The following is a 26705-nucleotide window of genomic DNA, read 5'->3' as shown; positions in this document are numbered from 1 at the left end:
GGACTCACGTTTCCTGAGCGTTTATATAGGGAAATGGTTGGGGGACGTCCAGACATCAGTCGTTAATGTCGCGATCAAAGGATTTGACCTGACCCTTTTTCAGCGAAAACAGGCGTCTCATGACCAGCCAGGCAATCAGCGACAGAATGGCAAAGATCAGCAACAGGATCGGCAGGCCAACCTGAAGGCCAACTGCCAGAAGCATCACGCAGACTGCCAAGGCCCCGGCCGCAAACCCCAGAAAAATATAGCCCGGGGCGAGGATCTCGAGAATGCCCAGCACTAGCGCAGCGCTCCCCCACAGCCACCATTCGGACCACAATGGTACATCCATCATTTGTTTCCTTTCAGCATGCGAAAGGCGTCACCAAAGGCTTCCAGGGCATTGGCCGGGACCAATATGGTCTGCGACCCGCTTCCCTCTCCCAACGTGTTCAGCGCTTCGACCTGTTTCAGGGCGACCTGATATTGGGCGGCCTCGATTCCGTGTTCGCTGATCGCCCTGGCAACAACCTGGGTGGCATAGGCTTCGGCGTCTGCCTGAATGCGGCGGGCTTTGGCGGTTTGCTCGGCCGCATATAATTCGGCATCTGCGTTCAGTTCGACCGACCGTTTTGCGCCCTCGGCTTCGGTGACCTGGGCGCGTCGGGCGCGTTCGGCATTCAGCTGTTGCAGCATCGCCTGGCGGGTGGCCTGATCCAGGTTGACGTCCAGAATCTCAGCCCGTGTGACTTCGATCCCCCAATCATCGACGGCATCTTCGACCAGGGACTTGATGGTCGAAATCAACTGAGAGCGGTTGGACTGCACTTCATCCAGATCCATCTTGCCGATTTCGGCCCGCACGATCCCGGCCACGGTTGTCTTGATGGCGGCATCCACGTCCCGGATTCGGTAGACGGTCTTTTCAGGTTCGGTGATGCGATAGAATACCGACGTATCGACCTGAACCAGAACGTTGTCGCGGGTGATGGCGTCCTGGCTGGCTGTGGGCAGCTGTCGTTCGAGAATGGAAATCTTATGCGCGGCCTTGTCCAGCAAAGGCACGATGAAATTGATCCCCGGCCCCAATACGGAATGCAGGCGTCCCAGCCGCTGAATGACGTATTTTTCGGACTGTGGGACGATTTTCACCCCGGCCAGAACCAGAACAATCACAAACACTGCGCCCAGCAGGTAAATGGCGTTTTGTGAAACGAGCGCGATCAGCTGCTCTTCGGTCATGAGGGGCTCCAAAAATAAACACGTAATGCCATATACTTGGTGGGGAATGCCCGGATGTTCAAGGCTGATGTGCGGTCGGGGGGCTGGGAAACGGTGTTTGCGTCGCATGGCTTGCAATGTGTGGCTCTTTGCGGCAAACCCGCGCGGTCCGAAGCTCCGGAGACACCAGCATGACCAATCGTTTTTCTTTTGACCTCAAGGCCACTGATGGCAAGGCCCGCACCGGGGTCATCCATACACCGCGTGGCGACATCCGCACACCGGCCTTCATGCCGGTCGGCACGGCAGCGACGGTCAAGGCGATGATGCCCGAGAGCGTGCGGTCGACCGGGGCCGATATTCTGTTGGGCAATACCTATCATCTGATGTTGCGCCCAACGGCCGAACGCATCGACCGTCTGGGCGGGTTGCACAAATTCATGAATTGGGACCGCCCGATTCTGACCGACAGCGGCGGGTTCCAGGTGATGTCGCTGGCCGGGTTGCGCAAGCTGACCGAACAGGGGGTCACCTTTAAATCCCATATTGATGGATCCAAACACGAACTGTCGCCGGAACGGTCAATGGAAATTCAACGACTGTTGGGCAGCGATATCGTCATGTGTTTCGACGAATGCCCCGCGCTGCCGGCGGATCGTGACCGCATCGTCGAAAGCATGCGCCTGTCGATGCGGTGGGCCGAGCGGTCCCGCGCGGCATTCGGGGAGCGTCCGGGGCACGCGCTGTTCGGCATCATGCAGGGCGGGTTGGAGCGGGACCTGCGCGAAGAAAGTGCCAAGGCGCTGACCGACATCGGATTCGAAGGGTATGCCATTGGCGGGCTGGCGGTCGGAGAAGGGCAGGAGGCCATGTTTGAATGCCTGGATTACGCCCCCGACTTTTTGCCACAGGACAAGCCGCGCTATTTGATGGGCGTGGGCAAGCCTGATGACATCGTGGGGGCGGTTGCGCGCGGAGTCGACATGATGGACTGTGTCCTGCCCAGCCGGTCAGGCCGGACAGGACAAGTGTTCACCCGTCGCGGTGTGGTCAACATCAAGAATGCGCGCCACATGGATGACCCGCGCCCATTGGACGAAAACTGTAGCTGCCCGGCCTGTCAGAACTATTCCCGCGCCTATCTGAATCATGTGTTCCGCAGCAATGAAATGATCAGCGGTATGTTGTTGACCTGGCATAACCTGCAATATTTTCAGGATATTATGGCCGGAATGCGTGATGCAATTGCGGCCGGAACCTTTGAGGCGTGGCAAGCAGAGTTTCATGCGGGGCGTGCGCAGGGCGATATAGACCCTGTCTGAGCGGTCGCCGGGGGCCATGCGCCGTCTGACCGCAGGCCTGCAACGCCACAGGTTCAGGGGGCCAAAGGTGCGTGGGGTTCACCAGTGGGACCCGTCCCGGTGCGGGCGTGGCGGACCTGTCCACGTTTTCGTGCCTGACAGGGGGGATGAACCGGGAAAGGTGAAACCGTACCCATGTGCCAAACACGGGTGCTGTTGCGATTTCATCCCTTGTGATCATCTGCATCACACGTCAATGTGGGTGCCGACCCAAGGGAGCCCGGTTGAAACCTGCCGGAAACACCCCAGATAAAAAGTTCCAAAATGGGGACGAACCAGGTTGCCGCACATGTGGGGCCGGATCGTTCTGCCAAAGACAAGGACCGAGTATGCAAGAGACACTCAACGCCTCCTATCCCGTGCTGCCGCTGCGCGACATCGTCGTGTTCCCGCACATGATCGTGCCGCTTTTTGTGGGCCGGGAAAAATCGGTGCGTGCATTGGAAGAAGTAATGGCCGATGACAAGCAGATCCTGCTGTCCAGCCAGATTGACCCCTCCGAAGATGATCCCACAGCCGACGGGATTTACCGGATCGGGGTTTTGGCCAATGTGCTGCAACTGTTGAAACTGCCCGATGGCACGGTCAAGGTTCTGGTCGAAGGCCAGGCCCGGGTCGAAATCACCGAATTCCTGGAAAATGACGGATTCTTTGAAGCACGTGCGGAATTTCTGAGCGAAATGCCGGGTGATGTCACCACGACCGAAGCGTTGCTGCGCACGGTTGCAGATGAATTCGAACGCTATGCCAAGGTGCGCAAGAACATCCCCGAAGAGGCATTGGCCGCTGTCGGGGAATCCACAGAACCGGCCAAGCTGGCCGATCTGGTGGCAGGGCATATTGGTATCGAAGTCGACCGCAAGCAGGAATTGCTGGAAACCCTGAGCATCAGCGAACGGCTGGAAAAGGTCTATGGCCTGATGCAGGGCGAAATGTCGGTTCTGCAGGTCGAGAAAAAGATCAAGACCCGTGTCAAGACGCAGATGGAAAAGACCCAGCGTGAATATTACCTGAATGAGCAGATGAAGGCCATTCAGAAGGAGCTGGGTGATGGCGAAGAGGGCGGCAACGAAGTTGCAGAACTTGAAGCCAAGATTGCCGAGACCAAGCTGAGCAAGGAGGCCCGCGAAAAGGCCGAAGGCGAGCTGAAAAAGCTCAAGAACATGAGCCCGATGAGCGCCGAGGCCACTGTTGTTCGCAACTATCTGGACTGGATGCTGTCGATCCCATGGGGCACCAAATCCCGCGTGAAAAAGGACCTGAACAAGGCCCAGGAGATCCTGGATGCCGATCACTATGGTCTGGAAAAGGTCAAGGAACGCATCGTCGAATATCTGGCCGTTCAGCAGCGCTCGAAGAAGCTCAAGGGACCGATCCTGTGTCTCGTGGGCCCTCCCGGTGTGGGCAAGACCAGTTTGGGCAAATCCGTGGCGCGTGCCACGGGGCGTGAATTCATCCGCATTTCGTTGGGTGGAGTGCGTGACGAATCCGAAATTCGCGGTCACCGTCGGACCTATATCGGGTCGATGCCGGGCAAGATCATCCAGGCGCTGAAAAAGGCCAAAACCACGAACCCGCTGATCCTGCTCGATGAGATTGACAAGATGGGTCAGGATTTCCGCGGCGATCCGTCGTCGGCCATGCTCGAGGTGCTGGATCCGGAACAGAACAACACGTTCATGGATCACTATCTGGAGGTCGAATATGACCTGTCCAATGTGATGTTCCTGACCACGTCGAACAGCTATAACATGCCTGGCCCGTTGCTGGACCGGATGGAGATCATCCCGCTGGCTGGGTATACCGAGGACGAAAAGCGCGAGATCGCCAAACAGCACCTGATTTCCAAACAGGTCAAAAACCACGGGCTGAAGTCCAAGGAATTTGAACTGACCGAAGAGGCGCTGTCCGAGATGATCCGCACCTATACCCGCGAGGCGGGCGTGCGGAATCTGGAACGCGAAATCGCCAAGGTGGCGCGTAAATCGCTGACCAAGATCATCAAGAAAGAGACGGACGCGGTCACCGTGACGCCGGACAATCTGGATGAATTCCTGGGCGTCAAAAAGTTCCGGTATGGATTGGCCGAAAAGGAAGATCAGGTCGGTGTTGTGACCGGTCTGGCCTATACCAGCGTGGGTGGCGAATTGCTGAGCATCGAAGCCCTGCGCCTGCCGGGCAAGGGTCGGATGAAGACCACCGGCAAGCTGGGCGATGTGATGAAGGAGTCGATCGAGGCAGCATCCTCTTATGTCCGGTCGATTTCACCCCAGATCGGGGTCAAACCGCCCAAGTTCGACAAGCTGGACATTCACGTGCATGTGCCCGATGGGGCCACGCCCAAGGATGGGCCGTCGGCTGGCTTGGCCATGGTGACGGCGATCGTGTCGGTGCTGACCGGCATTCCGGTGCGCAAGGATATCGCCATGACCGGCGAGGTTACCCTGCGTGGCAATGCCAGCGCCATTGGCGGGCTCAAGGAAAAACTGCTGGCCGCGTTGCGGGGGGGGATCAAGACCGTTCTGATCCCGGCAGAGAACGAAAAGGATCTCCCCGAGATCCCGGACAATGTAAAGGAAGGGCTGGAGATCATCCCTGTCTCGCATGTGTCCGAGGTTCTCAAGCACGCTTTGACCCAAACGCCCGAACCCATCGAATGGGATGAACTGGCCGAGGAAGAAGCGGCCGCAGCCAAAGCGTCTCTGGAAGGTGGCACCAAAGGTGCCGGGGCAACGGCACACTGATATTTCGGCTGCCTTGGCTGATTGAAATATGAACGGCGGGCGACCAGATCTGGTCGCCCGTTTTTCGTTGGCACCCGGATGTTGTGAAACGCCATTGGACTTGAGAGCGGAATTTGGGTAGGCTGTTTCAAAAATAGAAACTATCAAAAAACTTGAGGAGCAGGCATGACGACCACAAGCAAAAAGCGCGCTGCACCGCGTAAAACAGCCACTACAAAGGCCCCAAAGGCGGCCGTAGCTGCCAGTACCGTACCCAAGGCCGCGCCAGAAATTGAACCCAAAGTTGTCAAGCTGGTCGATCCGATCGTCAGCGACCCGGACATGAAAAAGAAGGAATTGGTCGACCTGGCTGTCGAGCGCTCCGGCGTGAAGAAACGGGATGCCAAACCGGCCATCGAAGCCGCACTGGCAATCCTGGGCGAAACATTGGCCGATGGGCGGGAATTGAACCTGCCGCCGCTGGGCAAAGTCAAGATCAACCGCACCGCCGACAATGGCAAGACCAAGGTCATCATTTGCAAAGTCCGTCAAAGCACGGGTTCCGAAGAAATTCTTTCAAACGGCCCCCTTGCGGACGATGGGGAGTAACGGTATTAGCCCTGTCAACGGGTGATTAGCTCAGTGGTAGAGCGCTTCGTTCACATCGAAGATGTCAGGAGTTCAAATCTCTTATCACCCACCATTTCTTCCTTTTGAAAATATGAGTTTTTCTGGAAGGCCGTATGGTGTTTTGAAGTGCCCCCTGGTTCCGTAAACCCAATCGCCGCCTTTCTCCGGGGCTCGAATCTGCGTGAAGTCGACCACATGGCGGCTTTGCGCTATTGGTCTGGGAAAAACGTGCCTAAGGCGCGGCGGGACTCTCGTGGCCTGGTCCAATGACGGGCATTCGAACCTCAGAAACCTGATTCCCGTTCAAGATGCTACGGGTATTTTCCAGTTCCGATTGCAAAATGGGCAGGGCGTCACCGGGACACCCCCTCACACACCTTACCCGTTGAGACGCCCAATTATATCGGGAAACCACTCTGGATCGTCACCGCGCTTGCCGCTGGCAATACGTCTTCCATGGTCAAAGCCCTGACTTGGAGTGCGGGTGAAGGGCATTCAGCCGCCATGCCTTTCTGGCAGGGCGAAAGTTTGCTGAGAGCCCAGTCCAGACATCACCCTTGTGTCAGGTCACCCCAACCCGTCGGGCGATCTCCTGCGCTCTCGACGCGCTGCTGTCCTTTGAGATAAGCTCGTTGCAACGGAGATCAGTGTATTGGATGAAGACCATCAAGAACGCAAACTGACGACGATCCTTTCAGCTGATGTTGTTGGATACGCCCAACTCATGAGCAAGGACGAGAGCGGAACGCTGACGAGGCTCAAAGAACTTCGTCGGAGTTTGATCGACCCGCGAATCAAAGCCCACCATGGTCGCACCATCAAGCTAATGGGAGACGGGAGTCTTGTTGAGTTTGCGAGTGTGGTTGATGCTGTAAGCTTCGCTGTAGACGTCCAGATCGCGCTTGCCGCTTCACAAGAAAATGAACCTGAACACGAGCGCCTTCGATTCCGCGTCGGGATCAATGTCGGCGATGTCATGGTCGATGGGGATGACATTTATGGCGATGGCGTCAATGTTGCTGCGCGGATCGAAGGACTGGCTGAACCGGGTGGAATTTGCGTATCTCAAACCGTTTTTGATCACGTGACAGGCAAGCTCGATCTGGGTTTCGAGCCAATGGGGGCGCAGCAGTTAAAAAATATTCCGGTCCCAGTGGATGTTTTCAAGGTGGAACTAGACGAACGGTCTCAGTCGCTGGCCACAGATACTGCTGCGTCAGCCACACCGCCATCAAGGAAACCGCGACTGGAAAGAATGACAATTTGGACGCTGCTCGCTGGGGCAATTGTGATTGGTTTGGTTGTTTTAGCGCTCCAATTCCGGTCAAGCGATGCAACGCCCCCGGTGATCGCGGTGCTTCCGTTCGAAGACTTTAGTGCCCCACCGCACCAGGGCTATCTGAGTGACGCGGTCAGTGGGAATATCATCACATCGTTGGCTCGATACCCGCAACTATCGGTGATTTCACAGCGCTCAAGCTTCCAGTTCCGCGACTCCGGACTTGGCATATCCGAAATTGCCGACAAGCTTGGGGCTGACTTTATTCTGGAAGGCAGCCAGCAATATGACGGGACGCGATTGCGAACGACGGCCCAATTGATTGACGGATCCACAGAGGCGCATATCTGGGCCGACGAATTCGACGTTCCGCTTGACGCGTTGCTGAAGACAAACAGTTTGATCAGCCGGAAAATCGCTAATGCGGTTGGGGCCAGAGTCGTCGATTTGGCCGAAGCACGGATGACCGCAGGCGACGTCAGCGCGTTGATGATCGCGAACGCCGCACAAAGCCGGATCGTGCGGAACTTCAACCGCGAGAACCTTTTGATAAACATCGAGGAACAGGAACAATCTTTAAGGGATTATCCTGACTCTGCCTGGGGCTATCTCGGTCAGGCACTCTCACTTCGAATCGGATTACGCTTTGGTTGGATAGAAGGCGATGAAGAGGCGACTCGAAAGAGGATGTACGATCTTGCGCGCCGGGGCGTTGAAATCGACCCAAACAACTTCATGGCCTATCACGCATTGGGTCGGGCCCTGATGTTCAACCGCGATGTCGAGGCCGCGGCCGTCGCATTCCGTCGCGCAGTCGAATTGAACCCGTCGGCCTTCTTTTCGCGCAACGCGCTGGCGCAGGCACTGAACTATGTCGGAGAAACGGAGGAGGCCCTGGCGGTGATCGCTGAATCAGAGCGCATTGACCCGCTATATGGGCATGACGTTCAGTGGGAGAAATCCAAGATCCAATGGCAGATGGAGAACTGCGATCAGGCGCTTGCGACATTCCAGTCGGCACCGACGATGCCGGTTGCTGCCAATAAAACGCTTGCGGCCATTCATCATTGCCTTGGGAATCAGGACAAGGCGGTTCAGTCAATGGCTGACTTCGTTGCAGAAAACCCGAACTGGACCGTGTCGCGGGAAAGGGGGATCATCACAGGCATGTGGACAGCCCCGGGTGCTGCGGACCGCTGGCTCGAGGCCATGGAAGCTGCCGGTATGCCCTTGTGACACGTCAGGTGCGAATGACCGCGCCGTTCGCCATGGCTGGTTGCCGGGGGTCGCATCAAATGCGGTGCAAGACAGCCTGGAGCCCGACGCGGGCATTCTGATCTGGGAGTATTGGTTTACCTACTTTGTAGCCTCAGTTGTTCCCCAGATGGCCAGCAATCGCTTCGAACGCAGCCAAACGGGGGCGATTGGTTTCCCGCATCGCATTGGATGCGCTCAGCGCGGATGAGAAGGTCGCGATCACCAGATCTTGCTCTTGGTTGATGTAGAGATGCTGTCCAAAGACACCGCGGTAGGTGGCGATCTTTTTCTCGCTGTCATGGACCCAGAGGTAGTTTTTATAGCCTTCAAACCACTCGTCATAGGACGCCGAATTGGGATCATCGCGGTAGCTGCTGCGCGCGCCATGGAGTTTTTCTTCCTCGCTCAGCGTGAATGTGTCTTTGACCCAAGCCTCAGAGAAAACCTGCGCGCCGTTGTATTTGCCGTTGTTCACCATAGCGAGGCCTACTCGGGCAAAATCGCGCAATGTGGTGTTGAAGCCACCGGTGGCGATGGGGGTAAATGTCATGTCGGCCATCATCATGGCATCATGTTCAACACCCAGCTTGCTCCAGAAATTATCTGCAATAAAGGTTTGCAGCGGCACTCCGGACACCCGATTGATGATCCAGCCAACGACATCCACGTTCGGGGAGTGGTATTCGAATTTGTACGAAGGTTCGAGATCCGGGTTTTGAACAAACAGCGGGGCAAATTCCAGCAATCCGCGCGGTGTATCATCCTTGGTCGGATCAATCGCCATCAGATCATAGGCGGGAATGAATCCCATGCGGCGGAAATATTCGGTGCTGACCGCTCCGGGCACCATGTTCACATAGTCTTCGGTATAATTCAGGGCGGTCACCATATTCAGCACTTCGCGCACGGTACGCGCGCCAAAAAGCGTTCCCTCGAGTTCTGGAATATAGCTTTCCGTTTTGGCGTTGACGTCCACCTTGCCCTGTTCAACCAGCAATCCCATGGCCTGACCGACCAGTGATTTGGTGCTGGAGGCCCACATATGATGGTCGCGTTGCGTGAATCCGTTGAAATACTCTTCGTGCAGGACCTTGCCGCCATGAAGCACGATGTAGCCATCAGTGTTGTCGCCGGTCATGGCATCCCGGACGGTGTAACGCTGCCCGCCATAGTCGAACTCAATCTCGGCAATGCTGGGGTTCAGCGCTTCGGGGATGGGGACAATTGCGCCGGAGCGCGGCACCATCAAACTTGGGTGAAGACCCATGTTGCGAAAGGCCCATTCGTTGAATGGCGGAGTTGTCCAGTTGCCCTTGGTCACCTGGGCCTGCGCCGGCACAGGTATGTTGTCCATTGCCACTCTTGGCAGATCTTTGTCCTCCGCGAAGGCGTGAACAGGACAAAGGCTCAGGGCGCCAGAGCGCCGATCAACGGGGTTTTCATGTCTCGGTTCCTTTCAAACAGGGAATAATATCGTCAAAATCTAATGTAGCGTGGATGTGTTTCTCTATGGTGTTTGGGGTTCAGCGCATTCGTAAAATACAAACTCTCAACGACCACTTCCAATCGCATGCTCAAGGAACGCTGCAATCCGCCCTTCCACGGACATGCTTACTGCATCCCCCCTAAACTGGCAGAGCCAGCGGGATAGAAATGGCCGAAACCTGGCACCCATGCGAATTCGTGCTCAACGCCGACCTCTGTGTAGTGGGCCAATAGTGAGGGCACCGTGGTCAACGCACCGGGAAGATCATACTGCCCCATGAACATGAGGATCGGTGGTCTCTGGGACGAGGCCGTAACAGTTTTCTTGACGTCGAAACCGGCGTCGGATCCGGACAGCAATAAAGACACCAGAGACAGGAACACCCATGCCATGCGCAACGTTCCAAGATGTTACCGCGCCCGCCGAAAAACCGCCAAGCACGATGCGTTCCGGGTCGATTTCATACCGCGCAGCGAAGTCGCGGATATGAAGGACAGCCAGCCGCAAATCCTCAGCGGCCGCGATCACGCCGTCAACGATTGCCTTCCTTTGTTCGGGAATGTCGAAATCGATTGGCGGCAGGTTCATCGTCTGCCGAATATGGTTGGCTTGGGGCAGGAGCGGCAACAGGCTGTTGGCGTCTATCCAGTCGTCTTGATAGCCCTCTCCTGACAGCACAGGAGCTTCGGGGGTTAGCCGGTATTAAATTGCGAAACACGTATAGCCTCTCGCGGCAAATCGGCGGCAGTAATTGCCCATGGATGTGTCCTGAGCACCCCCGGACTGAAAGGTAATGCGTGGACTGCCGCGATGAAATGCGCCGCCAAAGGTGAGGATGACCGCCGGGCGCGGCTCAGATGACGTCTCCACCGGAGAGTAGACATCCATCCACAGATCGCGGGAGACCTGTTTTCCTTCCTTCGTTACCAGGCCCTTGCCATAGACCACACCCGCCTCGAGCCCGTAGGTGATCGGTGGTGCTTCCTGTGAGGCGAGCGGTGCCGGGACCAATGTGCAAGACAGGCCCGCGATGACCAAGGCGGCAAAGTTGAGGTAACGAAACTTGTTCATATGATATCTCGCGCGTGTTTCGGGGAGTATCAGGTCTTGAATGGGGTTTGAGAGATTATGGTTGGAAGCTTAGAGAACAAACGTCGGGTTTCCAATTCTTGAATCTCCCGCGTGTTCGCCGGCATTGCCCATTCGCCGCGAACCGGTGAGCCCCCCATAGCCTATGCAGCGTGGTGCAAGACCGTCTGGCGAAGAAGGTTTGAAGACATCAATTCTGGATCAAGGCGCTTTCCCATTCGGACAGAAACTTGTTTCGCTTTAGCGTATCAAGAAATGTCATCAGGGCAGGGTCCAGCGCGATCGTCGCCCGATCGACACCACTTTTTCCGTCGTTGAGCGGGGGCAGCGTTCGCACGCCTTCGATCGGATTTGATTGATAGGTGACCAGGAACTGGATGAAACGCTCGGCGGCCAGCCATTCCCCAGAGGCCCGCGACACCAACGCAGTCCGCATCATCGTCGTGGGGAAGTCAGATGGCAGAACAATCTCCAGGACGTCCTGACTGTCGGCGTGCGCCTTGGCATAGCTGCCAAGGACGTTGTAGGCGACCACGATTGTCCCATCGCTCAGGTCGTCGATCATATCACCTGAACAGCAATAGAGGCGAACGCCCAGGCTTCCCATGACTTCCATCAGCCGCCAAAAGGTCTCGGACGACCGCGCGTCCTGCGTGGCAAAGAGATAGCCAAGCCCCGATTGATGCACGTCATAGGTTCCGACGCGGTTGCGGAAAAAGTCCGGGCGCGCGCGGAGAGCTTCGATGAGGTCCTGGCGTGATTGCGGGATTGGCCGACCTTCGAAAGCGGCGCGGTTGATGACAATCGCCGCCGGTTCGGACGTAAAGGCAAACAGGCTTTGGCGCCATTGGGCCCACCGTGGGTATGAAATATCGTCCAGGGTCCGTGCATAGCCATCATTGGCCAGCTTGAACTGCAAGTCCATGGCGCTTGAAATCGCGATATCAAAGGCGTTGGGTGTCTGGCGAAAACGCTTGTCGATATCCGCTGTGCCCGTGACCAGATACTCTATCGCAATATCCTGATTTTGCGCGATAAAGGCCCGGACCAAAGGGGCAAACAGGTCGGTATCCGTGCTCGAAATGATCGTTAGGGTGGTCGTGGCTTGCGTGCCGGAAAACGTTTCCTGGTCTTCCCAGTCCTGGGCCCAACCGGCATGGCACAGGAAAACAAAGATTAAAGAGAGATAAATACGCACGCGCCGCCCTCCGGCTTGTTCTTCAATGTGACCGTGCCTCCATGTGCCAAGGCAACATCGCGCGCGATGGTCAGCCCCAGCCCGGATCCGATGGTATCCGTCGCATTTGCGCCGCGCTGAAACCGCGTGGTCAGGGACGCCATTTCCGATTCCGGAAAACCGGGTCCGCAATCGCAGACGATGATCTGTGGTCTGGGGATTGCCGAGACAGAAATGTCGATCGCACTTTCGGCAGGACCGTATTTCATTGCGTTATCTATCAGGTTGCGCACGGCATTCTGCAGCAGGATTGGATCCCCCGAAAACGGAACCCTTGGATCTCCGCGCAGCACCAATACCATATCCTTCATTTCTGCAATGGGTGTCATCCGCTGCACCAAATCACCCACCAAATCGACAAGGTCGATGTTCTCCCGCTCCAGATGATCCGCGCGGAAGGTGATCATCGCATGATCCAGAAGCTGCCCTGCTGCGCGCGAACTTTCGTCGATGGCCTTGACCATTGAACGCATGGCCTCGCGGTTTTCCGGTTTGTCGACCCGCTGCAATGTGGCCTCGGCATAGGAGCGAACGGTAGCAAGCGGGGTGCGGACCCGATGCGCAGCCTCGGCGATAAAGTCTTCTGACTGGCTCAATGAATGATCGAGTCTTCCCATCAAGGAATTCAGCGACGTGACCAAAGGAGCCATTTCGCGCGGGACCGGTTTGGTGAACGGGCTGAGATCCTGCGGCCCCCGACGCGTGACGGATGTTGTCAACTTGGCCAACTGACCGATCGTGGCCGAGGTCGCCCAAAAGGACAGCGCGGCCGTTAGGACAAAAAAGCTTAGGCCCAGCATGGCCGCATTGCGCGAAATCTGGCTGAGCGTTTCGGAGAGCGAGTCCTGCGTTTGAGCAAGGACAATCTGGATGTCCGTGCGACGGCCCTCTCCAATCAAGGTGCGCGCTGCGCTGACCATGCGCACGTGAGATCCCCGCATCTGGCCGAATTGAAAGGGAGCCGTGTGCGAGAACGCGAGGTCTTCGTAACCGGACAGGAAACTTCCATCCTGATAAACCGCATAAAACACCCGGTCGTCCGCAGCTGTCCCTAGCATCGAAAACGCTGAATACGGTAGATCGAGCTGGACTTTGCCATCCCGAAAGGCAGCCGCATCCAGCATCGATGTGACCGAGGCCTGCAGAATGCTGTCCTGACCTTGCTGTGCGACCTGCACAGCATAACTGCGCACCGCAAAGAACAAGAGCAGGGCGAGGGCGGCTGCCCCGCCGATCAACGCCAGCATCAGTCGGTTTCTGAGCGATCCTGAAACTGCGGTGCTATCCGTCATGGTCCAGCCGATACCCCAGGCCACGCAATGTCGTGATCTCAATGTCCGACGCTGACAGAAGTTTGCGCAGGCGACCGATATAAACCTCTATCGCATTCTCAGAGACATCGTCATCATAGGAAAACAGTCGATCGGCGAGCTTGCTCTTGGAAAAAATTTGTCCGGGCGCATTCAGGAATATCTCGAGCAGACGCAGCTCGCGGTTGCGCAAGTTCACCAGCATGCCTGCGACGGTCAAACGGCCCGCAACTGGATCAAAGACGATCCCGCCCATCTCGATTGTGGTCTTTGCATTGCCGGTCCTGCGGCGCAAAACAGCACGGCAACGGGCCTCGAGCTCGGCATGATCGAAAGGTTTGGTGACATAGTCGTCCGCCCCAAGATCAAGCGACCCGATTCGGTCTGACACCTGACTTCGCGCAGTCAAAACGATGACCGGCGTATCAAGATCACTTGCCCTGTGGCGTTTGAGAAAGTCCCGCCCATCGCCATCAGGGAGCATGATATCCAGCAGGATAAGGTCATATTCTCCTGCGGCAACAAACCCCGACGCATCATCCAAATTCGCCGCGTGATCAACAACATGACCATCAAGGCGCATGCGAGAACTGACAGCATTGGCCAGCTCTTGGTTGTCTTCGATCAGCAGGAACTTCATTCGACTGCGTGGCTCTTTTCCGGCGTGTGACAGGTTTGTGTCAGGTTGGCGTGTTTTAGTCTCTTCAACTGACCCGCGATGCGGAGAGTTGTCAATTGGGAGGACAATATGTCGAATTTTGAAATAGGTCGCCGCACCTTTATCGCGGCAGTAGCAGCGCTTGGTCTGGCCGGTCCTGGGCTGGCTGACGGGCACAAGGTTGTTGACAGCATCCATTTTCTGATCCCCGGCGGTGCCGGCGGTGGTTGGGACGGAACCGCACGCGGAACGGGTGAAGCGCTCACCAAAGCGGGTCTTGTCGGCAACGCCACCTACGAAAACATGTCCGGCGGCGGTGGCGGAAAGGCCATCGGCTATATGATCGAAAACGCAGACAGCAATCACGGCACCTTGATGGTCAACTCGACGCCGATCGTGATCCGCTCGCTGACCGGCGTCTTCCCTCACAACTTTCGGGATCTGACGCTGGTTGCGGGTACGATTGGCGATTATGCCGCCATCGTTGTTGGCAAGGACAGCCCAATCAATTCGATGGCAGATCTGCTCGCTGCCTATGATGCCGATCCATCGAAAACGGCCATCGGTGGCGGTTCTGTTCCGGGGGGGATGGACCACCTGGTCGCCGCCATGGTGATGGAAGCGGCAGGCAAAGATGCGCTTGGCGTCAAATACATCCCCTATGACGCGGGCGGCAAGGCGATGGCTGCGCTTTTGTCAGGCGAGATTGCCGCGCTGTCCACTGGATTTTCCGAAGCGGTCGATCTGTCCAACGCAGGTGAGGTCAAGATCATCGGTGTAACATCCGCCGAACGGGTTGACGCCGCGCCGGACGCCATGACCATGAAAGAACAGGGGATCGACACCGAATTTGTGAATTGGCGCGGTTTCTTTGGGGCTCCCGGATTGCCTGCTGACACGCTGGCGATATATCAGGATGCGCTCACCAAGATGTATGACACAGCTGAGTGGGAAGAGGTCCGCGGCCGCAATGGCTGGGTGAACATCCACAATTCGGGTGATGACTTCCTGACGTTCCTGGAAGCGCAGGAAAAGGCCATTGGTGACCTGATGAAGAAGCTCGGCTTCCTCTGATCAAATCATGCAGCAAAGCAGCCAACGCTTTGCTGCACTTGAAGACGTTTCCGGGAGGGAAAATTATGGCTTTGGATCGTTGGGTCGCGCTCGTGTTGCTGGGTATATGTCTGGCCTATGGCTATGCTGCCTGGTTCACGATGGATGGCAATCTTGCCCCCTTCATGCGGCGCAATCCGATCTGGCCCAGCACCTTCCCGAAAGTTCTGTCCGTTCTCGGCATATTCGCAACGTTGATCATCCTTTTGGGTATCGAGAAAGCTGCGCCCAAGGACGCCGAGATCGATTACCGGCGCTTGCATGAATATCATCTTGGTCAGGCGCTGTTGCTCCTTGCTCTCATGGTGGCCTATGCGCTGTGCCTGCGCCCATTGGGCTTTCTGTTTTCCACCTCGGCCTTTCTCATACTTGGTTCGCTCACCTTGGGTGAGCGCAAATGGCACATCATGGTGCCCGTGGCCGTGAGTGCCACGTTTGGCGTCTGGTACCTGGTACAGGAAGTGTTGGGCATCTACATGCGCCCGTTGCCGGGCTTTATCGGAGGCTGACATGCTTGAAGGATTGCTTATTGGCCTGCAAACGGCGCTTTCGTTTCAAAACCTGCTGATGGTGATCGGCGGCTGTCTGATCGGAACGTTCATCGGTATGTTGCCCGGTCTGGGGCCGATGTCGATTATTGCGATCATGATCCCTGTCGCCATCTCGATGGGGGATCCTGCGGCTGCTCTGATCCTGCTTGCAGGGGTCTATTACGGTGCAATTTTTGGCGGTTCGACCTCGTCGATCCTGCTCAATGCGCCCGGCGTCGCGGGCACCGTGGCGTCGAGTTTTGACGGTTACCCCATGGCTCAGCAGGGCAAGGCGGGCAAAGCGCTGACGATTGCTGCCATTTCCAGTTTTGCAGGGGGCTCGATCGGGGCGCTTTTGTTGATGGTATTTGCGCCGGCACTGTCGTCTGTGGCGCTCCTCTTTCATTCGGCTGAGTATTTTGCGCTGATGGTTGTCGGGCTCTCGGCCATCGCGGCCTTTGCCGGCACCGGACAGGTGGCCAAGGCGATGATCATGACCCTTCTGGGCCTGATCATGGCCACGGTGGGCGAAGGTGCTCTGTTCAATTTGCCACGTTTCACCATGGGCATCATGGATCTGCAATCCGGCTTTGGCTTTATCACCCTGGCCATGGCCATGTTTGCTCTGCCCGAGGCCCTGTTTCTGGTGCTGAAGCCCAAAAACCTGCAGGGCGATGATGGGGAAATCACAGATTTACGCATCACCGGCGCGGAAGCAAAAGCCATTGCTCCCGTGATCGGGCGGCAATCTCTTCAGGGGTTTTTCATCGGTGTCCTGCCGGGAGCCGGTGCAACGATTGCCAGCTTTCTGGGCTATGCGGTTGAACGCAATATCGCACCAAAACATGAACAGGACGAATTTGGCAAAGGGTCGATCAAAGGCCTTGCTGCACCGGAAACCGCCAATAACGCGGCCTGCACCGGCTCTTTTGTTCCGCTGCTGACATTGGGCATTCCGGGCTCCGGGACCACGGCTATTCTGTTGGGGGCGCTGATCGCGCTCAACGTCACCCCCGGCCCACGCCTGATGATTGACAACCCCCAGATTTTTTGGGCGGTCATCATGTCGATGTTTATCGGCAACCTTGTGCTGTTGATCCTCAACTTGCCGCTCATTCCCTATATCGCCAAAGTGCTTTCGGTTCCTCGCACTTATCTGATCCCATTCATTCTGTTTTTCACACTGATGGGGGCCTATATCGGTCAGAACAACGCAACCGAGCTTTTGCTGCTGGTGGGCTTTGGTATCTGTGCCACAGCGCTGAAATTTGCCGACTACCCGCTCGCACCGTTGTTGATCGGCTTTATTCTGGGCGGCATGATGGAAGACAACTTTTCCCGGTCCATGCAGCTGTATGACGGTATTGGCTTCATCTGGGAGCGGCCGATGACGCTGGCGCTTCTGGTTGTTGCAGCACTTCTGATCGTCTTGCCAAGCTATCGCGCCAGACGTGCGAAAGCCCGCGCCGAAGGCGTGGCCGAAGGCGACTGAGCATCATCCACGTCATTCAGAGGCAATTTCGGCGCGTGTGTCAAACTCTGCGCTCCGCGCTTCGCATCCTGACTGGGGCAGTGCCGTGCCCTCCCGCGCCCTGAGCCGGACGGGTCGGGTAGTTCTGGTGCCAGTGTTGGTGCCCGTGGCTGTGTCAGTGCCAGTGTTGGTGCGACAGCGATGTCGTGAACAGGAGAGCATGACGTTTTTAGTCTCTTAGGCTGACCGCTGAACCTTTGCGAACGGATGGCCTGATGACCGAGATAATCCAAGGATCGACCCCCTTGCAGGGGCGCGGCCATGGGGTGCTGTTTGTCTTTGCTGCGGGTGTGCTGTGGTCGACGGTGGGCCTGGGCATTCGGCTGATAGATGACGCGGTGGTCTGGCAGATTCTGTTGTATCGTTCGATCAGCCTGAGTGTGTTCCTGTACATCGTGATCCGTCTCCGATCTGGCGAGAGCGCTTTTGTCCAATTGCGTCGTGCCGGGTTTCCGTCGGTGATTGCCGGACTGTCATTGGTCGCCGCGTATTCCGGTGGGATCTACGCGATTCAGGTCACGTCAGTTGCCAATGCCATGCTGTTGTTTGCCACGGCTCCGTTCCTGGCTGCGGTGCTGGGGTGGATGGTGTTGCGCGAACCCGTGCGGCTGGCGACCTGGGGGGCAATAACCGTGGCGCTGATCGGCATTGCCATTATGGTAGGTGATCAATCCGGCGCGGTGGCCATAAAGGGCAGCCTTGCGGCATTGGGATCGGCGTTGGGGTTCGCGGTGTTCACGGTGGCCCTGCGGTGGGGAAAGTCCGGAGAAATGTTGCCGTCAGTATTCCTTTCGGGGATCTTTGCCATCGCGATCACATTGGCTATCTGCGTGGCCTTGGGATTGCCCGTGGCCCTGTCGATCCGGGACGGCAGTATCGCAATGGGAATGGGCGTGTTTCAAGTTGGAGCCGGTCTGATCCTGTATACGTTGGGATCGCGCAGCCTGCCGGCGGCAGAGCTGACTCTGCTGTCCCTGGCCGAAGTTCTGTTGGGGCCGCTTTGGGTTTGGCTGTTTCTGGGGGAGATCGCCACAGTCAATACATTGATCGGGGGGGCAATTCTGTTGCTGGCGATCGTCGGCAATGCGATTTCGGGCAAACGGCGCAAGCCGCCGCCGATCACCGCGCCCTGATCCCTGTGCCCTGATCTCCGCGTCCGGGGCGTGCGGGCCTATCCGGGCTGATGATCCAACAGGGTCAAGATCTCTGAACAGTTTTCGACCTGTCCGCCACAACAGTCCGACAACATGAAAGACACCAATGCATTCATCGTTGCCAGGTTCGCGGCATAGTGAATTTCGCGTGACTGTCGGGTGGCGGACAACAACCCGGCGCGTTTCAGAACCGCCAGATGACCGGACAGGGTCGAGGGCACGATCTCTTGGCGTTTGGAAATTGCTGTGGCGGTCAACCCTTGGGGGCCCACATTGACCAGCATGCGGTAGATCGCCAATCGTGATGGCTGGGCGAGGGCGGCAAAGATATCGATGGCTGTGTCCTGGTTCATATTTCGGTGCTAGCCGAATTAACGAATCTTGACAAGCGTTGCCGCGCTCTCGTATGTCGCATTCAATTCGGTAATTGCCGAAGTGTGGAAGTCTGGATTGTAACCGACTGATCGGTGGTACCGATCGGTCGGACAGGGGGCACCACAACGGGGCACTATCACTGGGCGCACAGCCAAAAGGGACCAACACCATGTCTGACCTCTCGACGTCGCCTGAAAACGCCATCGGCTTTTTCGAACGCTACCTGACGATCTGGGTGGCGCTGGCCATGATTGCGGGCGTGGCAATTGGTGTCTTTGCACCCGGGTTGGTCAATGCGGTGGCCGCCGCCGAAGTCGCCTCGATCAACCTGGTGGTCGCCGTTCTGATTTGGGCCATGGTCTATCCGATGATGGTGGGCGTCGATTTTGGCGCTGTGGCGGGTGTCGCGCGCCAGCCCAGGGGGCTGCTGGTGACATTGACGGTCAACTGGTTGATCAAGCCCTTTACCATGGCTTTGCTGGCCGTGCTGTTCTTTGACTATGTGTTTGCGCCCTGGATCGCGCCTGAGGATGCGGCGCAATATACTGCCGGTCTGATTTTGCTGGGCGCAGCGCCCTGTACAGCGATGGTGTTTGTCTGGTCACAGCTGACCCGGGGGGACGCGACCTATACGCTGGTGCAGGTGTCCGTGAACGACCTGATCATGGTGGTGGCCTTTGCTCCGATCGTTGCCTTTCTGCTGGGCGTGACCGAGATTTCGGTGCCCTGGGAAACCCTGGTTCTGGCCACAGTGCTCTATGTGGTTCTGCCGTTGCTGGCCGGATTGCTCACCCGACGTATTCTAGGATCTCCCGAGGCCATCGACGCCTTTACCGCGCGGGTCAAACCCTGGTCGGTCATCGGATTGATTGCCACCGTTGTCATTCTGTTTGGCCTGCAAGGCGAGGTGATCCTGTCCCGACCGCTGGTGATCGTGCTGATTGCTGTGCCGATCCTGATCCAGAGCTACGGCATCTTTGCTGTGGCCTATGGGGCGGCGTATGTGCTGAAGGTGCCTCACAAGATCGCCGCACCCTGTGCCATGATCGGGACCTCGAACTTCTTTGAGCTGGCCGTCGCGGTGGCGATCAGCCTGTTCGGCCTGCATTCCGGCGCGGCGCTGGCCACTGTGGTCGGCGTTCTGGTCGAAGTTCCAGTGATGCTGTCACTGGTGGCCTTTGCCAACCGGACGCGCGCCAGATTTGCCGCGCCGGGCTGAGGGGCAACCGGCTGCTGAAGCCATCGCCATGCGGGTGGTTGGTTTCTCCACTGATACCGCACCGCAGGCATTCCAACAGATAGACTTCGCGGTGTTCCACATTGGCCAGATTCACATGGGTGCCAAGCGTCGCGACCATCTGCAAAGCCATCTTGTGTTTCATCGATGCGGTGAACCCGGGCCGGATATCAACCGGCAATTCCCCGGGCCGGATATCAACCGGCAATTCATAGATCAGAGATTCGGCCGGGAAGGCGGCATTGATCTTGGCCTTGTCCACCAGATGCCCCTGAGCCTGGAGGGTATCGCGTTTCTGGGCCAGCGGAATGCCTCAGTCGATCATCATGGTGGGACCCTTTGTGCGGGGCTTGGCGTCGCGGGTGGGAACGGCGATATCGGCAAAGGCAACGGTCATGATTTTGCTTTCGGTTTGCGGGCAGAGTAAAGAATGACGAGAACCGAAAGCAGGATGAATGCTGCGGCCACGGGGCGATTGATCAGAAACCAGGGATCGCTGCCCGTGGCGGCAAAGGCCTGACGGGCGGTTTCTTCCAGCTTGCCCCCCAGAATGAAGGCGATGACAAAGGGCAGCGGTGAAATCGCGACCACGCGCATCAGGTATCCCAGAACCCCGAACCCCAGCGCAAACCAGATCACCTCCATCCGGGTTTCCTGAACGTAGATGGCGGTCAGGGTCAGCAATAGCACGCAGGGCAGCAGAATGTGCTTTGGGATGTGGATCATGATCCCCATGGATCGCATGAACAGCCCACCAATGGTCCAGTTCAGCACATTGGCAATCATCATTGCAGTGAACAGGCCAAAGGCGATGACCAGTTCGGGGTTCACCGCGTCGGCGGTAAAGCGGAAAACGGACGGGCCGGGATTGAAACCACCGATGCTTTCAGCAGCGAGGATCAGGAACACGGCGGCTGCATTGCCAGGGATACCGAGGCTGAGCACCGGGATCAGGTTGGCACCCGAAACCGAAGAATTGGCGGCCTCGGTCGCCGCAATGCCTTCGGCTGCGCCTTTGCCGAATTCCGGTGCGTCAGGACGTTTGACACGCGCATGGTGCGCCCGGCCGACAGAATACCCCAACGTCGCCGCCAGCGTCGAACCGATGCCGGGCAGGGCACCGATGCAGGTTCCAATCAGCGCCGACCGGCCGATAACCGGAAGGAGCCGCCGGATGTCGGCCCAATGCAGCCGCTGGTCGCCCGTATCGCGATGTGGGGCGATGGTGCCGCGTGCCTGTTTTGTGCGCCACAGGTCTTCGAGCTCTTTCAGCACCGCGCCGATGATCAGAACGCCCAGAACGGCGGTGGTGATCGGAAACCCCTGGGCCAACATCGGGCTGTCCAGGGACAAGCGGGGATAAAAATCCTCCCCGGTGCCGACATAGGCCGCGAGCAGCCCCAGCCCGGTCGAAATCAGCCCCTTGGCAGCGGATCCCCCAATCACGGCCGCGATAAAGCTGAGCGACAGGATCAGCAGCGCAGTTTTTTCCGGAAGATCCAGATAGGCCTCGACCATGATTGCCAGAAAGGGGGCGCAGACAAACAGCACGATGTCCGAAAACGTATCCCCGGAAGCCGAGGAAAAATGAGCCACCCGCAGCGCCTTTTGGGCTTTGCCGCGTTTTGTCATGGGATAGCCATCCAGCGTGGTCATGAAGGCATCCGGGGTGCCGGGTGTGTTGAACAAGATCGCCGGCACCGCTCCGCCAATGGTTGCCCCTTTCATCACGCCGATCAAAAAGCCCATGACCGGCAACAGGGCATCCGGGGTATATCCGAACACGGAAATCAGAATCGGCAAGGCGATTGCCATCGCGATGGGACCGGCAAGGCCGGGTGTGGCACCGACGGCAATCCCCACCAGAAACCCGGCCAGGATCATGAGCAATGTCGCCGAAACCGGCAGGCCAAAGAGCGAAAACAGCTCGGGTCCCTGAAAGACGGCCAGAACACCCATCCAGATGTAGTCAAGCGTTCCCATCATACGTCCCCATTCGGAGGCAACAGCAGGTCTTTGAATGGCAGATCATAGAGCGCGATCATGATCAGAACGGCGAGCAACGCCACCAGAACGGCGCGGATGCGAATGCGTCCTTCGACCAGGGCAATCATGCCGGAAATCATCAGGGTTCCGCCCAGGAGATACCCGATGTATTTCCAGGGCGCGCTGTCGCGCAGCAGGCGATATTCCAGGGTATCGCCGTGCAGGGTATTGATGAGCCACACACTCAGAGGTCCGGCATGGCGCATCACCACCAGGCTGATACAGATCACGGCGATCAATGACGCCGTGAACCCCAATCCACGCAGGGACGGTTTGGGCTGGCCGTCAGCCGTGCGATCAACAACAACCAGCAGCCCGCCGCCGACCAACAGGAACAGCGCCGCAACCGTGGGGGCAAGCGCGTCACCGATCACCACCTGACGGCGGATCTTTTCAATCAGCCCTGTCTGGGTGTCCAGCGGGATCCACAGGCTCAACAGGATTGCGGCAAATATCACCATGACCAGCCCGAGGATCAGATTGCTTTTGGGTGCGCGTATCATCATGACTCCCGACACAGGCCAAATGAGACCGGGGTTTCACCATCTGGGATGAGACCCCGGCCAGGGGGGAGTGTTCAGTCTGAAGCTGCGTCCATCAAGGCCTCAGCTTCTGAAAAATCCTTGGCCAGCAGGGCGGTCAGGTCGTCACCTGTAATTGTGGCGGCCCCGCCAAAGACCTTTTTGATCAGTCCGCCCGCCTTTGTGGTATCATCGGACACCACATCGGCAATCGCCTGGGAAATGGCGCTGCGGGCGTCATCTGGCATGTCTGCAGGGCCGACAAAGACAAAATGGCCGTCGGCGGCAAAACCGACCCCAAGATCAGCAAATGTGGGGGCATCAGGTGATTGGGTCAACGGGGTCGTCATGGCCGAGGCCAGGTTCACCAGATCCCCGGAGTCGACGCCCTTGGCCTGGATGCCTGCCATGAAGCCGACGTCCAGATCCCCGGCGTTGACGCCATTCATCACACCTTTGCCGCCCTTGACGCTGACGATGTTGAAGTCGACGCCCTGTGCCTTGCCCAGCAAATAGGCCAGATCCGCCAGCTTGGGGCTCATCACGCCAAAGCGGATGTCCTGGCCGCCCTTGGCGGCAGCGACCATCTCGTCAAAGGATGTCCAGCCTTTGGCGGTTTGGGCCACCACGCCCATCTGGAATCCGGCGGTGGTTGTCAGGCCGGTGAAATCATCCGGCGTCATGCCCGCATTGGCAGCGGCCATGTTGTAGCCAAAGGTTTCGGTCACAGCCAGCCCGATCGCGGTGCCGTCGTTTGGCGCATTCTTTAGCGTGTTGGCCAGGTTCAGACCGCCCTTGCCGGTGACCTGTTCGGGGATGAATTTCCACCCCAATCTGGCTTCCAGCTCTTCTGCGATCAGCCGGGCCTGGGTGTCAGCGCCACCGCCGGCCCTGAACCCGATCATCAGTTTGATGGGGCCGGGTGGGGTCCAGTCAGCCGCCCAGGCACCGGTTGCCATCACAGCCACACTGAGCGCGGCAATCCCTGATTTGATCATGCGTTTCATGTCGTCCTCCCTGAACGCGACGGTTTATCAAGCCTGCGACGAATTTAGTTGACCAGTCAACAAAAAAGTTGACCTGTCCACTTTATCCCGCCACACTGAAGTCAGCCAAAGGGAGTGTGAACCGTGACACAGGATGAGTTGGACAACGCCGTATTGGACATCCCCTTGCAGGAGATGGTGACCTTTCGCATCTCGCGCACCCATGCTCGGTTGAGCGCGCAAGCCGCTCAGCTGCTTAAGAAAACATCGGGGATCTCGCTGATGCAGTGGCGGGTGTTTGTCATGCTGGAGGTCGAAGGCCGGATTACACCTGCCGAGATCGTGCGTCGGACAGACCTGGATAAATCCCAGTTGAGCCGCACGATCAAAAGCATGGTGGCCGATGGCCTGCTAACCAGCGAACCCAGCGAATCGGATCAGCGCGCCCATGTGCTGGAATTCACCGCCAAAGGGTTCGAGGTCTTTCAACAGGCCCGCCCACACATGCGCCATCGTCAGGCGCGGTTGTTGAATTCATTGACCGATGATGAACGCGGGGCGCTGTTTGACGCTCTGGCCAAGCTGGATTCGGCAGTTGAGGACCTGGAGAACGACATATGACATCGAACCTGTTGATCCTCATGTCCGACGAACATCAGGCCCGTGCGTTGGGCTGTGCCGGACATCCGCTTGTGCAGACGCCGCATCTGGATGCCTTGGCTGGCCGGGGCACCCGGTTCACCAATGCCTATACCCCATCTCCGATCTGTGTGCCTGCGCGGGCCAGCTTTGCCACGGGCCGCTATGCGCATCAGACGCGACTGTGGGACAATGCCATGCCCTATGACGGGGCGATTCCGGGGTGGGGACATGCGCTGCAAGGGCAGGGGGTACCGGTCGAAAGCATCGGTAAACTGCACTATCGCAGCGCCGAGGATCCGGCCGGATTCGATGTTGAACACCTTCCGATGATGGTGGCCGATGGCGTCGGTATGGTCTGGGCCTCGATCCGCAAGGAAGACGAGCGCATCATCGGAAAGGGCCGAATGCTGGGCGACCATATCGGGCCGGGTCAAAGCAAATACACCGAGTATGATGCCGCGGTAACGGCCCGCACACGACAGTGGTTTCAGGATCGGGCGGCCAGCGGCGATGATCGGCCGTGGTGTCTGTACGTCGGGTTGGTGGCCCCCCATTTTCCGCTGGTCGTGCCACAGGAATTCTATGATCTCTATGCGCTGGACAGGCTGCCTCCGTCCAAGCTGCACCCGCGCGACGGGCACCAGCGCCACCCCTGGGTGGAAAAGCAGAACGCCTTTATGGACAGCGAGGCCAAATTCACCAGCGAAGACGAGCGCAAGGTGGCGATCGCCAGCTATCTGGGATTATGTTCCTGGCTGGATCACAATGTCGGGGAAATCCTGGCGGCGCTGGGCGCGGCCGGATACGGGGACAATACAACGATTGTTTATACCTCGGACCATGGGGACAATCTGGGTGCGCGTGGATTGTGGGGCAAATCCAATCTTTATCGCGAAAGCGTAGAAGTTCCATTGATCCTGGCAGGTCCGGATGTGCCCCGGGGCATCTGTGACACGCCGGTCAGCCTGGTTGATCTGTCACATACGATCGGCACACATTTCGGGGCGGACATAGACGGAACTACAGGGCTGCGTTCCCTAGCCGATGTCATAGCCGAACCTCCCGATCCTGACCGGCCGATTTTTTCGGAATACCACGCTGCAGGCGCGGTGTCTGGCGCGTTCATGCTGCGACAGGGGCGTTGGAAATACCATCATTACATCGGCTTCGCGCCTGAACTGTTCGATCTGGAAACCGACCCCGAAGAAACCACTGATCTGGCGTCTGATCCGGGTCATGCGCCGGTTGTGGCGATGATGGAACAGGCCCTGCGGGCCATTTGTGATCCGGACCAGACCGACGCCCAGGCCTTTGCTGATCAGGCCGATCTTATCACGCGACATGGTGGACGAGAGGCTGCGCTGGCGCTTGGCGCTCCTGGTGCGACGCCGCCCCCAGTATTGGAAACTGACTCATGAAATTGACCATCCTCGGATCGGGTTCGCCCGAAGCATATGCGCGACGCGCCTCGACCGGCTATCTGCTGGAAATCGGTGACGACAAAATCCTGTTTGATTGCGGAGGCGGGGTGTTTGACAACCTGGTGCGCTCGGGGCGGTTGCCCAGCGACATCACGCATCTGTTCTTTACCCACCTGCACACGGATCACATGATGGATTATGCCCGTCTGGTGCATGCGGCATGGGACGAAGGAGCCCCACCGCTCAAGGTGTGGGGGCCCGCACCGATTGCCCGTCAGACCGAACTTCTGTTTGGCCGCGACGGGGTGCTGTCGCCGGATCTGATTGCGCGCACCGAACTGGCCCCCAGCCAACAGGTCTGGGTTGCCCGTGGCGGATCACTGCCGCGCGCCTGGCCCGCGCCGGATGTCACCGAGGTCAAGCCGGGGTTTACCGTGGAAGGGGACGGCTGGGTGCTCAATAGCTGTGAGGTGCCCCACGCGCAGCCCGCGTTTGATTGCATGGCCTTTTCGGTCGTATCTCGGGGCAAGAAATTCGTCTATTCCGGGGATGCCGGGATCTGTCCGAAACTGTCGGCGTTGCAGCGCGATGCCGACCTGTTGATCCATTGGTGTTATCGGCTGTCCATCGACAGCGTTCATCCCGCCATTGCCGAGTTTTCGCCCACCCCTGCGGAAATTGCAAAGGCGGCGCAGGCGGCGCGGGTAAAGCGTTTGCTGATCACCCATTTCCGGATCCACATGGACAGTGCAGAGGGGCATGCCAGCGCCAACGCCGAGCTGGCCGAGCATTTCAAAGGCCCCGCGGGGATCGTCGAGGATCTGGAGGTGTACGCGATCTGATTGCCGGTTTTGCTCAGCTGAATGCCGTCGCTGAATCGGGACATCGGCACGGGGGATTCCGGGCTGGACACCGG

At 57.9% G+C, this 26705-nt stretch carries 24 protein-coding genes, 1 tRNA gene and 1 pseudogene; 13 read left to right on the top strand and 13 right to left on the bottom strand.

The window, feature by feature from the left end:
- Positions 1-55: 55 nt before the first annotated feature.
- Both QEZ52_RS14055 and QEZ52_RS14050 read right to left on the bottom strand, forming a co-directional pair.
- Positions 56-337 (bottom strand): NfeD family protein, encoded by a 282-nt coding sequence (locus QEZ52_RS14055; RefSeq protein ID WP_406645018.1) that lies wholly within the window; start codon positions 335-337, stop codon positions 56-58.
- Positions 334-1224 (bottom strand): SPFH domain-containing protein, encoded by an 891-nt coding sequence (locus QEZ52_RS14050; protein WP_406645015.1) that lies wholly within the window; start codon positions 1222-1224, stop codon positions 334-336. Before QEZ52_RS14050 ends, QEZ52_RS14055 begins: the two co-directional genes overlap by 4 nt.
- A 170-nt stretch (positions 1225-1394) precedes the next feature.
- Here QEZ52_RS14050 and tgt point away from each other — a divergent pair, with 170 nt between their 5' ends.
- The 5 genes from tgt (at position 1395) to QEZ52_RS14025 (ending at position 8432) form a co-directional block, all read left to right on the top strand.
- Positions 1395-2525 (top strand): tRNA guanosine(34) transglycosylase Tgt, encoded by a 1131-nt coding sequence (gene tgt, locus QEZ52_RS14045; RefSeq protein ID WP_406645014.1) that lies wholly within the window; start codon positions 1395-1397, stop codon positions 2523-2525.
- Between the two features lie 368 nt (positions 2526-2893).
- Positions 2894-5308, top strand: coding sequence for an endopeptidase La (gene lon, locus QEZ52_RS14040; RefSeq protein ID WP_406645012.1), 2415 nt, complete (start codon positions 2894-2896; stop codon positions 5306-5308).
- A gap of 165 nt (positions 5309-5473) precedes the next feature.
- Complete coding sequence (locus QEZ52_RS14035) at positions 5474-5896, top strand: HU family DNA-binding protein (protein ID WP_406645010.1); 423 nt, start codon at positions 5474-5476, stop codon at positions 5894-5896.
- Positions 5897-5915: 19 nt separating this feature from the next.
- A tRNA-Val gene (locus tag QEZ52_RS14030) sits at positions 5916-5990 on the top strand.
- Positions 5991-6569: 579 nt separating this feature from the next.
- Positions 6570-8432 (top strand): adenylate/guanylate cyclase domain-containing protein, encoded by a 1863-nt coding sequence (locus QEZ52_RS14025; RefSeq protein ID WP_406645009.1) that lies wholly within the window; start codon positions 6570-6572, stop codon positions 8430-8432.
- 133 nt (positions 8433-8565) lie between these two features.
- Here the strand turns inward: QEZ52_RS14025 and QEZ52_RS14020 are convergent, their stop codons facing one another.
- From QEZ52_RS14020 to QEZ52_RS13995, 6 genes are all read right to left on the bottom strand, one after another.
- Positions 8566-9807, bottom strand: a complete 1242-nt coding sequence (locus QEZ52_RS14020; protein ID WP_406645008.1) for a serine hydrolase domain-containing protein — start codon at positions 9805-9807, stop codon at positions 8566-8568.
- A gap of 396 nt (positions 9808-10203) precedes the next feature.
- Positions 10204-10617, bottom strand: coding sequence for an alpha/beta hydrolase (locus QEZ52_RS14015; RefSeq protein WP_406645007.1), 414 nt, complete (start codon positions 10615-10617; stop codon positions 10204-10206).
- 24 nt (positions 10618-10641) lie between these two features.
- Positions 10642-11010, bottom strand: coding sequence for a hypothetical protein (locus tag QEZ52_RS14010; RefSeq protein WP_406645006.1), 369 nt, complete (start codon positions 11008-11010; stop codon positions 10642-10644).
- Positions 11011-11218: 208 nt separating this feature from the next.
- A complete protein-coding gene (locus tag QEZ52_RS14005; RefSeq protein ID WP_406645005.1) occupies positions 11219-12226 on the bottom strand; it encodes an ABC transporter substrate-binding protein in 1008 nt (335 codons plus the stop codon).
- Entirely contained in the window at positions 12205-13557 is a 1353-nt protein-coding gene (locus tag QEZ52_RS14000) for a sensor histidine kinase N-terminal domain-containing protein (RefSeq protein ID WP_406645004.1), read from the bottom strand. The genes QEZ52_RS14005 and QEZ52_RS14000 overlap by 22 nt, the downstream gene beginning before the upstream one ends.
- Positions 13547-14215 carry a response regulator transcription factor gene (locus QEZ52_RS13995; RefSeq protein WP_406645002.1) on the bottom strand — a complete coding sequence of 223 codons (669 nt, stop codon included), beginning with the start codon at positions 14213-14215 and terminating at the stop codon, positions 13547-13549. Before QEZ52_RS13995 ends, QEZ52_RS14000 begins: the two co-directional genes overlap by 11 nt.
- Positions 14216-14323: 108 nt before the next feature.
- On the opposite strand from QEZ52_RS13995, the gene QEZ52_RS13990 reads away from it, so the two are divergent.
- The 4 genes from QEZ52_RS13990 to QEZ52_RS13975 all read left to right on the top strand — a co-directional run bounded on the left by QEZ52_RS13990 (position 14324) and on the right by QEZ52_RS13975 (position 18540).
- Positions 14324-15307, top strand: a complete 984-nt coding sequence (locus QEZ52_RS13990) for a tripartite tricarboxylate transporter substrate binding protein (RefSeq protein ID WP_406645001.1) — start codon at positions 14324-14326, stop codon at positions 15305-15307.
- Between the two features lie 65 nt (positions 15308-15372).
- Positions 15373-15855 (top strand): tripartite tricarboxylate transporter TctB family protein, encoded by a 483-nt coding sequence (locus tag QEZ52_RS13985; protein WP_406645000.1) that lies wholly within the window; start codon positions 15373-15375, stop codon positions 15853-15855.
- A gap of 1 nt (position 15856) precedes the next feature.
- A complete protein-coding gene (locus QEZ52_RS13980) occupies positions 15857-17368 on the top strand; it encodes a tripartite tricarboxylate transporter permease (protein ID WP_406644997.1) in 1512 nt (503 codons plus the stop codon).
- Positions 17369-17622: 254 nt separating this feature from the next.
- Positions 17623-18540, top strand: a complete 918-nt coding sequence (locus QEZ52_RS13975; protein WP_406644995.1) for a DMT family transporter — start codon at positions 17623-17625, stop codon at positions 18538-18540.
- Between the two features lie 38 nt (positions 18541-18578).
- Here the strand turns inward: QEZ52_RS13975 and QEZ52_RS13970 are convergent, their stop codons facing one another.
- Positions 18579-18914: a helix-turn-helix transcriptional regulator gene (locus QEZ52_RS13970; RefSeq protein WP_406644993.1), complete on the bottom strand. Its 336-nt coding sequence runs from the start codon at positions 18912-18914 to the stop codon at positions 18579-18581.
- 191 nt (positions 18915-19105) lie between these two features.
- Here QEZ52_RS13970 and arsB point away from each other — a divergent pair, with 191 nt between their 5' ends.
- Positions 19106-20155: an ACR3 family arsenite efflux transporter gene (arsB, locus tag QEZ52_RS13965; RefSeq protein ID WP_406644992.1), complete on the top strand. Its 1050-nt coding sequence runs from the start codon at positions 19106-19108 to the stop codon at positions 20153-20155.
- 58 nt (positions 20156-20213) lie between these two features.
- Here arsB and QEZ52_RS13960 read toward each other — a convergent pair.
- The 4 genes and pseudogenes from QEZ52_RS13960 to QEZ52_RS13945 all read right to left on the bottom strand — a co-directional run.
- A pseudogene (locus tag QEZ52_RS13960) lies at positions 20214-20306 on the bottom strand (phosphosulfolactate synthase); the annotation flags it as partial.
- A 260-nt stretch (positions 20307-20566) separates the two neighbouring features.
- Positions 20567-22159 (bottom strand): tripartite tricarboxylate transporter permease, encoded by a 1593-nt coding sequence (locus QEZ52_RS13955; RefSeq protein WP_406644990.1) that lies wholly within the window; start codon positions 22157-22159, stop codon positions 20567-20569.
- The gene (locus QEZ52_RS13950; RefSeq protein ID WP_406644988.1) at positions 22156-22725 is read right to left on the bottom strand and encodes a hypothetical protein; all 570 of its coding nucleotides are present in this window, start codon (positions 22723-22725) and stop codon (positions 22156-22158) included. Before QEZ52_RS13950 ends, QEZ52_RS13955 begins: the two co-directional genes overlap by 4 nt.
- Positions 22726-22796: 71 nt before the next feature.
- The gene (locus QEZ52_RS13945; RefSeq protein ID WP_406644987.1) at positions 22797-23747 is read right to left on the bottom strand and encodes a Bug family tripartite tricarboxylate transporter substrate binding protein; all 951 of its coding nucleotides are present in this window, start codon (positions 23745-23747) and stop codon (positions 22797-22799) included.
- Between the two features lie 123 nt (positions 23748-23870).
- Between QEZ52_RS13945 and QEZ52_RS13940 the strand changes: the two genes are divergently transcribed.
- Genes QEZ52_RS13940 through QEZ52_RS13930 form a run of 3 tightly spaced genes read left to right on the top strand, consistent with a single transcriptional unit; the run spans position 23871 to position 26631 of the window.
- Positions 23871-24347 carry a MarR family winged helix-turn-helix transcriptional regulator gene (locus QEZ52_RS13940; protein WP_406644986.1) on the top strand — a complete coding sequence of 159 codons (477 nt, stop codon included), beginning with the start codon at positions 23871-23873 and terminating at the stop codon, positions 24345-24347.
- Entirely contained in the window at positions 24344-25786 is a 1443-nt protein-coding gene (locus QEZ52_RS13935; RefSeq protein ID WP_406644985.1) for a sulfatase-like hydrolase/transferase, read from the top strand. Before QEZ52_RS13940 ends, QEZ52_RS13935 begins: the two co-directional genes overlap by 4 nt.
- A complete protein-coding gene (locus QEZ52_RS13930) occupies positions 25783-26631 on the top strand; it encodes an MBL fold metallo-hydrolase (protein ID WP_406644984.1) in 849 nt (282 codons plus the stop codon). Before QEZ52_RS13935 ends, QEZ52_RS13930 begins: the two co-directional genes overlap by 4 nt.
- The last annotated feature ends 74 nt before the right edge of the window (positions 26632-26705 follow it).

The sequence above is a fragment of the Aliisedimentitalea scapharcae genome (assembly GCF_045277565.1).
GTDB lineage: Bacteria > Pseudomonadota > Alphaproteobacteria > Rhodobacterales > Rhodobacteraceae > Aliisedimentitalea > Aliisedimentitalea scapharcae.
Note: the sequence above shows the minus strand (reverse complement) of the source record. Positions and strands in the feature narration are given on the sequence as shown.